The organism is Microvirga massiliensis, assembly GCF_001006805.1.
Lineage (GTDB): Bacteria > Pseudomonadota > Alphaproteobacteria > Rhizobiales > Beijerinckiaceae > Microvirga > Microvirga massiliensis.
Window position 1 is genome coordinate 150,944 of the sequence record NZ_LN811359.1, and the last position, 6,904, is coordinate 157,847.

Sequence of the window (6,904 nt, forward strand, 5' to 3'; positions counted from 1 at the left end):
TGATGTTGGCTTTGCCGCCGGAGCTCTCACCCTGGCCCAACCTGCGCGTGCGGCGCCTCGTTGTCGGGTCGTGGCTGACCGGGTGCTTGCGCGCGCAGCCTCTGCGTCAGCTCGAGGTCCAATGTGCCGTCCGCGTTGACCTCCACGCGATATATGTTCCGCGCCGTCTCGCGGCTCACGTAACCTTGCCGTACGTCGTATGCGACTCGCGCGGGATCACGGTCCTCGGGCGGACCAAAACCACCTCCGCCTCCGGCTCGCAGGATGAGTGCATCACCCGGCCTCAGCCTTTGGTTGCGTACCTTGGCGTTGCCGGCATCGTTCTGTTCCTTGCCGTCTATGCGGACCGTCACTTGGTTTCCGAGTCCCGGCCGTCCCTCGGCGAGTCCCCACGGTGGGCAGTGCATGCGCTCTGCCTGCACGTCGACGGTGACCGGCGCGCGCGCCCGAACCACCACTTCGGTGCCCAGACCGCCCCGAAAGCGGCCCGCTCCGCCCGAGTCGGTCCGGAGGGCATGTCGCTCGATCAGGATCGGATACTTGGCCTCAAGTTGCTCGCAGGGGCTGTTGTGCGTGTCACCGTCGTTCGAGCACACAACGCCGTTCATCCCGTCCTCATTCAACTTGGCTCCCCACCCGCCCCCGGTCGGGCCGACGAAGCCTATGAAAAAGCGCCCGTCCTTTGGGGATATGCCATGGATCAAAGCAATCACGAGATCTGCATGGTGCGCCGCTATGGTCCGATCCGGAATGGCCTGCGCCAGGGCCTTGAACACGGTATCGACGACCGTCATCGGAAAAGTCATCCACCACCGCATCGCGGCCGGCTTCACGGCGCTGACGACCGTGCCCTCCGGTACAATGACCTTCAGCGAGCGGAAGCTTCCTTCGTTGATCGGATAGTCGGTGGGAGAGGTGAGGCATTTGTAAGCGACCTGAGCGCATGAGTAGCCAGTGCTCGGACCTGAGTTGAAAAAGCCCCGGACTTGCGGGCTGACTTCTGACAGGTCGATGGTCATCTCGTCGCCCCGTTTGATGACCCGGACCTTGATGGGAACCGGCTTGCCGACCTCGAAGCCGTCGTCGTCCATGAAGGATTCAGCCTCGTAGACCCCGTCCGGGATTGTGCGCGTTCTCGCTCGGGCCGCGGCTTCCGACTGATCCATAATGTTGCGAATCGAATCGAGAACCGCCTGGCGGCCGTAGCGCCGCAGCAACTCAGCGAACCGTCGAGCACCGGTCGTCACAGCCACGATCTGAGCCCGGAGGTCGCCTATCGCGCGCTCTGGCAGGCGCACATTCATCTTGATGATGTCGACGAGATCCTCGTTGACCACGCCTGCCTTCTGGTACTTCATGATTGGGATCTGAAGGCCCTCGGAATAGATGTCGGTTGTCACCCCTCCGAGAGTGCCGCCCACATCAGGCCAGTGAGCCATACAGCACGCCCATGCACAGAGTTCCCCCTCGTCAAAGATGGGCAGGCTGAATGTGAAGTGATTGAGGTGGCTTCCGGTTATGTAGGCATCGTTGGTGACCAGAATGTCTCCGGGCTCCAGCCCCTTCGTTCCGTAGCGCGCGAGCTTCGCCTTGATGGTGTTCGACATCCCGCGGATGAAGCTCGGAAGTCCGATCCCGATCGAAACCGTCTCTCCCTCTGCCGTGAAGAGGCCGACCGTGAAATCGAGCGCCTCGTAAATGATCATGTTGTAGGCAGTGCGCATGAGGTTTGTTTTCATTTCCTCAGTGACTGCCATGACGCCGTTGCGCACGATCTCGGTGAGCACGGCATCAGTGTGACTCCCTGGACCCGCAGCTCGAGAGTCTGACGCGCGGTCGATTGAGCCGCTCAATCCCTTGGTCACAGCTGCCCTCCCCTGATTTGGATCACCAGATTCCCGAGATCATCAACTTCCAGTCGGTCACCGGGAAGCAAGACGGTCGTTGATGCATGCTCTTCGATCAGTGCTGGGCCATCAATGCAGTTGCCTGCGGATAAAGCTTGGCGGGCATAAGTCGGTGTTGCAATCGCTCTGCCAGCTTCCGTGAAATACACGGGGCGCGTCCCACGCTCTGCATCTTTGGACGGCTGCCTGCCGCCGCGACGGATTTTCTCGAACGGGGGCTTGCTCATCACGCCGGTGACCGTAGCCCGGAGACTGACGATCTCGGCCCGCTCACCGGGCGCGCAAGTGCCATACCGCCGTTGATGAACCTCGTCGAAGTGGCTCTTGATGACCGCACGTTCGCGTCTCCGGAGCACGTCCGGAGCAAAGTCGACAGTCACCGGATGCTCCTGCCCGACGTACCGCATGTCAGCAGCGAAGCCAACGGTCACGCTCGAGGGATGGATGTCGCTGTGGCTCAGAGCAGCCTTTCCCTGCGCCACCAGACCGTCGAAAACATGTTCGATTTCCTCGAAGAGAACGTCGTCCAGTTGACGGAACCACGTTCGAACGAAGTCATAGCGCAGATCCGAGTGCAGCATTCCGAAAGCGCAGAAGTGCCCGGGCGCGCGAGGAACAATGAGGCTGCTCATGCCGATCTCGCGGGCGATGGCTGAGGCGTGCAGTGGGCCAGCACCGCCATAAGCGATCAAGGCGAAGGCAGCGGCGTCGAGTCCACGCTCGGTCGAGACGCCTTTGACGGCATAGGACATCTTTGTGACGGCAACGCGCAGAATTCCGTCGGCAGCATCGAGCACGTTCATCCCGAGAGGCTCGGCGACGTGCTCCCGGATCGCTCGCTCGGCGGCTTCCACATCGAGTGTGATTTCCCCGCCCAGAAAGCGGTCAGCTCCGAGCCGCCCCAGAACGAGGTTGGCGTCCGTGACCGTAGGCTGTGTTCCCCCTCTTCCATAGCAGGCGGGCCCGGGCTCGGCCCCGGCGCTGCGTGGGCCGACGCGCAGCGCGCCGCTCGCGTCGACCGCGGCGATGCTGCCGCCGCCGGTTCCGACCTCGAACACGTCGACCAGCGGAATTTGAATCGGAAGACCCTGGTTATACCCGCCGACGAGGGCGGTCGTCGTCGTCAGCACATGGCCGTCGTTGACGACCCCGGCCTTTGCGGTGGTACCGCCCATATCGAAGGCAACCGCGTCTTGCACCCCGAGTTCGCGACAAAGAGCCTGTGCGCCAATCACCCCAGCCGCGGGGCCGGACTCGAGCATGCGCACACACTGCACCTGCGCCTGCTGGGCCTCATACAGCCCGCCGGTCGATTGGACGAGGAGGAAGGGCCCCTTGAATCCCGAGGCTTTGATATGGCGGTCGATCCCGGCAATATACTGGCTGACCCGAGGGCCAATATAAGCGTTCGCCACGGTGGTGGAGCATCGTTCAAATTCGCGGTACTCTTGGGAAAGCTCATGAGAAGCCGTGACGAACGCATGCGGCAAGCGCTGCTTCACGATCTCCTTGACTGTAATCTCGTGCTCAGGGTTGGCGTAGCAGTGGAGGAGCAGGATCGCGACAGCCTCGATCTTCAGGGCAACCAAGCGGTCGCAGATGGCGTGCACACCGGCGACGTCGAGAGGCGTGAGAACGTCTCCTTCCGCAGTGACCCGCTCTCTCACCTCGAAGCGCAGGGATCGCTCGACCAGAGGCACATGCTTTTGGAAGAACAGGTTGTACGCGTCAGGTCTGTTGATGCGGCCAATCTCGTAGATGTCGCGAAAGCCTTCGGTCACAAGGAGTGCTGTCGAGGCGCCGCTGCGTTCCAGCAGCGTGTTGATCGCGACGGTTGACCCATGAAGAAACAGCCCGGCATCGGCATACCTGGTTCCTGCCTTTTCCACCCCCTGGGAAATGCCATCGACGAGATGACTGGGGGTGCTCAGGGTCTTCCCGAGCAGCAATCGTCCGGTTTTCTCATCGAAGGCGGCGACATCAGTGAAAGTGCCGCCGATGTCAGCTGCGAGCCGAGTGCTCTCGGTGTGCCTCATTTGTTTTCACCTCGTAGCGGATTGCGCACCAGGCGCACTTGTTCCGCGCAGCGCCGGCTGCTGCTTACTCGTCGACAACGCTGTTGCGAAGGACTCCGAAGCCCTCGAGTTCCACCTCGCAGATATCGCCCGGCTTCATCCACAGTGGCGGCTTGCGAGCAAGCCCAACCCCCGACGGAGTACCCGTGACGATGATATCGCCGGGCGCCAGCGTAAAGGCTTCACTCAGGGACGAGACGAGGGTTGCGACGTCAAAGATGAGATCGTCGGTCGAGGCGTCTTGGACAATCTGGCCGTTGAGGCGGGTCTGGAGACGAAGGCCGGCGCACCCGGGCGGAAGCTCATCGGCTGTCATCACATAGGGCCCGAAGGCGCCGGTGCGATCGAAGTTCTTCCCGAGCGTCCACTGAGTCGTCCGCAGTTGGTAATCGCGAATCGAAGCGTCGTTGAAAAGGGAGTAGCCGACAACGTGATCGAGCGCGGCCTCCTTCGGTATGTCGCGTCCGCCGCGGCCAATGACGGCAACAAACTCGCCTTCATAGTCCAGTTGGTGAGACACCCGCGGACGGACGATTGGTGAACCGTGGCCGATGAGGCTTGACGGGAATCGGCTGAAGACGGCCGGATAGCTCGGGACCTCGAAACCACTCTCAGCCGAGTGTTCGGCATAGTTCAATCCGATGCAGATGATCTTGCCCGGTAATGGGAGGGGCGGAAGAAGTTCGACAGCGTCGAGATCGATATCATGACCCGAGAGCAGGCGCCTCGCAGCTTCGGCCAGGCCGACATGTCCGTCGGCGAGGCATTCCAACAGGTCGCCGGGGCACTTTTCATCATCAACGTAGCGGCCCCGGAACGGCCCATTGGCCTCCGCAGCTGCGAGTCCGTCGCGGCCGTTCTGTTTGAAGCAGGCAAAGCGCATGCTGATCCTCCCATCGAGCTTATTGAACCCTGTATGGAACGCTGAAATCAATCCGTCAACATAAAATCTATTTTTCGGCTTGGGATAGATTTTTCTGACGAGCCGGTTATAAAGGGGCATGGACCAGCACGTTCCCGGCTCAAGTCTTACTCACACCGCCTACGAGCAGTTGCGTACCGATCTGCTCGCGGGACGGCTGCAGCCGGGCGAGAAGCTCAAGATTTCTGACCTGTGCGCGTCCCTTTCAGTCGGCCTCAGCGCCGTTCGGGAGGCGCTTTCGCGGCTCACCTCTGAAGGCTTGGTTGTCGCGGCTCCGCAGAGGGGGTTTCGCGTAGCCCCCGTTTCGGCGAAGGATCTGCTCGACCTCACGGAGGCCCGCGTCGAGATTGAAGGTCTTTGCCTAAAACAGTCCATAGGCAACGCCAACCTCGCGTGGGAGACCGGCATCGTGGCAGCGTTCCACCGCCTGAGCCGAACGCCCGAAAGGGTGCCGGAAGACCCCGTGAGGATCAACGAAGCCTGGGCGTCCGCTCACGCAGCGTACCATCAGGCACTGGTCAGTGCGTGCGACAATTCCTGGTTATTGCGGGTTCGCGATCTGCTTTATGCTCAGAGTGAGCGTTATCGACGCCTCTCCGCGCCGTTTTCAGAAGAAAAGCGTGATACGGAGGCAGAGCACCGCAAACTAATGGACGCTGTACTCGCGCGCGATGCTGATCAAGGCTACGAACTGATGGCGAGCCATTTTCGGCTTACTACGCACCTTTTGCTCAATGGGCGTCTTTTTAAAGCACTTGACGGTGACATGGGAGCCGCCGAACCGAAGCTGAAAAAGCGGCCCGCGCAGCGCCATCCACTCTAGCTGGCAACTGCATCTGAGAGGTCAAGGCAATGGAGCTCGATGCACTCTTTGGCGAACAGGCCTCGCCGCAAATCGACCCTTCTGCGGAAGCCGCGACGCTCCTCACCATCTGGAGGCAACTCGAGCGTGCGCATGTCCCCATCGCGTTCGGGTGCTCCTGTGGAGGCAGCATTGGGCATGTGCGGGTTCAGGATTGCGAGCAGGATATCTTGGAGTACCTGTACGAGAAGCACGCTCAAGCGGGCACTGTCCCTGCACTCGCAAAGCTGCAGAATCTAGCGGGGTGCGAGCAACGAAGAACCGGTAGCATCACGGCCCTGCTGGAAGCCGTTGCAGAAGATGAAAGCGGCTGCAACGTTGACTTTAAGATACAGCTGCTCCGTGACTTGCGCCGAAGCATCGACTCCCTGTCAGCTGCATCGGTGGGCCCATTGCGACGGGTCGCTCAGGAACTGTAAGGCTCGGCACCTTGTTGGGTTTGAGTTGACCGGCCGCAGCATCTTCTTGGCAAATGGTTTCAGCTGAACGGACATTGTCTCCCTCGTGGTCGTCTCTCGAATACGATACGACGCGGCTGCCGCCGTTGTACCACTGGGAGCCTTGTGTGATGTCAGCTCGATCGGACGAGGAGGAAGGTCGAACGGCGCCGAATTCAGCCCCGTGAAGATACGGATTTCCTCCTGAAGGTGCTGCTGGTGGACAATGCCACTCGGCCCGCGAAAGATGCACTGTCCCACAGTGAATTTCGTGGCGTCGAAGCCTGAAGCGAGGCCATGATTCCCAAACGATTTAAGACCAGCGCGAATAACAGCAACGCGGCGCACACATACGCGAGGGTTTCCAGTCGCGGCATCAGGCTGATCAGGTAACCCATGAGAGGCGGGACAATCAGGAGGGCGGCGAACACGAAGGCGGAGAGTATGGTGCAGGTCAGGAAGGCGGGCGTGTCAGGACGATTACGCGCGGCTCAGGCCAGGATCGAGCCGTCGGAAGCCCTCCAAAGAATTTCTCGGCGACGGTTCAGAACCCCGTGACGTCGTCGAAGCCGACAGGATAACGCTCGCGACAGCACGATACAGCCGGCCACAATAATCAGCCTCCCTCTCCGCTTCGAGCCGCCGGCGAGCAGCCCACCGCCAGGAACCGCGGCGAGAGAGATTCAAACTGGAAGGCTCGC

At 61.1% G+C, this 6,904-nt stretch carries 5 protein-coding genes; 2 read left to right on the forward strand and 3 right to left on the reverse strand.

What is annotated here, in order from left to right:
• Positions 1-26 precede the first annotated feature (26 nt).
• The 3 genes from BN1233_RS26810 to BN1233_RS26820 all read right to left on the reverse strand — a co-directional run bounded on the left by BN1233_RS26810 (position 27) and on the right by BN1233_RS26820 (position 4,865).
• On the reverse strand, positions 27-1,787 hold the full coding sequence (locus BN1233_RS26810; protein WP_063776767.1) for a hydantoinase B/oxoprolinase family protein: 1,761 nt from the start codon (positions 1,785-1,787) through the stop codon (positions 27-29).
• A gap of 74 nt (positions 1,788-1,861) precedes the next feature.
• Positions 1,862-3,943 (reverse strand): hydantoinase/oxoprolinase family protein, encoded by a 2,082-nt coding sequence (locus BN1233_RS26815; protein ID WP_046866711.1) that lies wholly within the window; start codon positions 3,941-3,943, stop codon positions 1,862-1,864.
• A 64-nt stretch (positions 3,944-4,007) separates the two neighbouring features.
• Positions 4,008-4,865, reverse strand: a complete 858-nt coding sequence (locus BN1233_RS26820) for a fumarylacetoacetate hydrolase family protein (protein ID WP_046866712.1) — start codon at positions 4,863-4,865, stop codon at positions 4,008-4,010.
• Positions 4,866-4,983: 118 nt separating this feature from the next.
• On the opposite strand from BN1233_RS26820, the gene BN1233_RS26825 reads away from it, so the two are divergent.
• Entirely contained in the window at positions 4,984-5,727 is a 744-nt protein-coding gene (locus BN1233_RS26825) for a GntR family transcriptional regulator (protein ID WP_063776766.1), read from the forward strand.
• A gap of 29 nt (positions 5,728-5,756) precedes the next feature.
• Positions 5,757-6,185 carry a hypothetical protein gene (locus BN1233_RS26830; protein WP_046866713.1) on the forward strand — a complete coding sequence of 143 codons (429 nt, stop codon included), beginning with the start codon at positions 5,757-5,759 and terminating at the stop codon, positions 6,183-6,185.
• Positions 6,186-6,904 lie beyond the last annotated feature (719 nt).

Coding starts and splice junctions, on each gene's coding strand:
- BN1233_RS26830 (WP_046866713.1), top strand. CDS start 5,757: ATGGAGCTCGATGCACTCTTTGGCGAACAGGCCTCGCCGCAAATCGAC.
- BN1233_RS26820 (WP_046866712.1), bottom strand. CDS start 4,865: ATGCGCTTTGCCTGCTTCAAACAGAACGGCCGCGACGGACTCGCAGCT.
- BN1233_RS26815 (WP_046866711.1), bottom strand. CDS start 3,943: ATGAGGCACACCGAGAGCACTCGGCTCGCAGCTGACATCGGCGGCACT.
- BN1233_RS26825 (WP_063776766.1), top strand. CDS start 4,984: ATGGACCAGCACGTTCCCGGCTCAAGTCTTACTCACACCGCCTACGAG.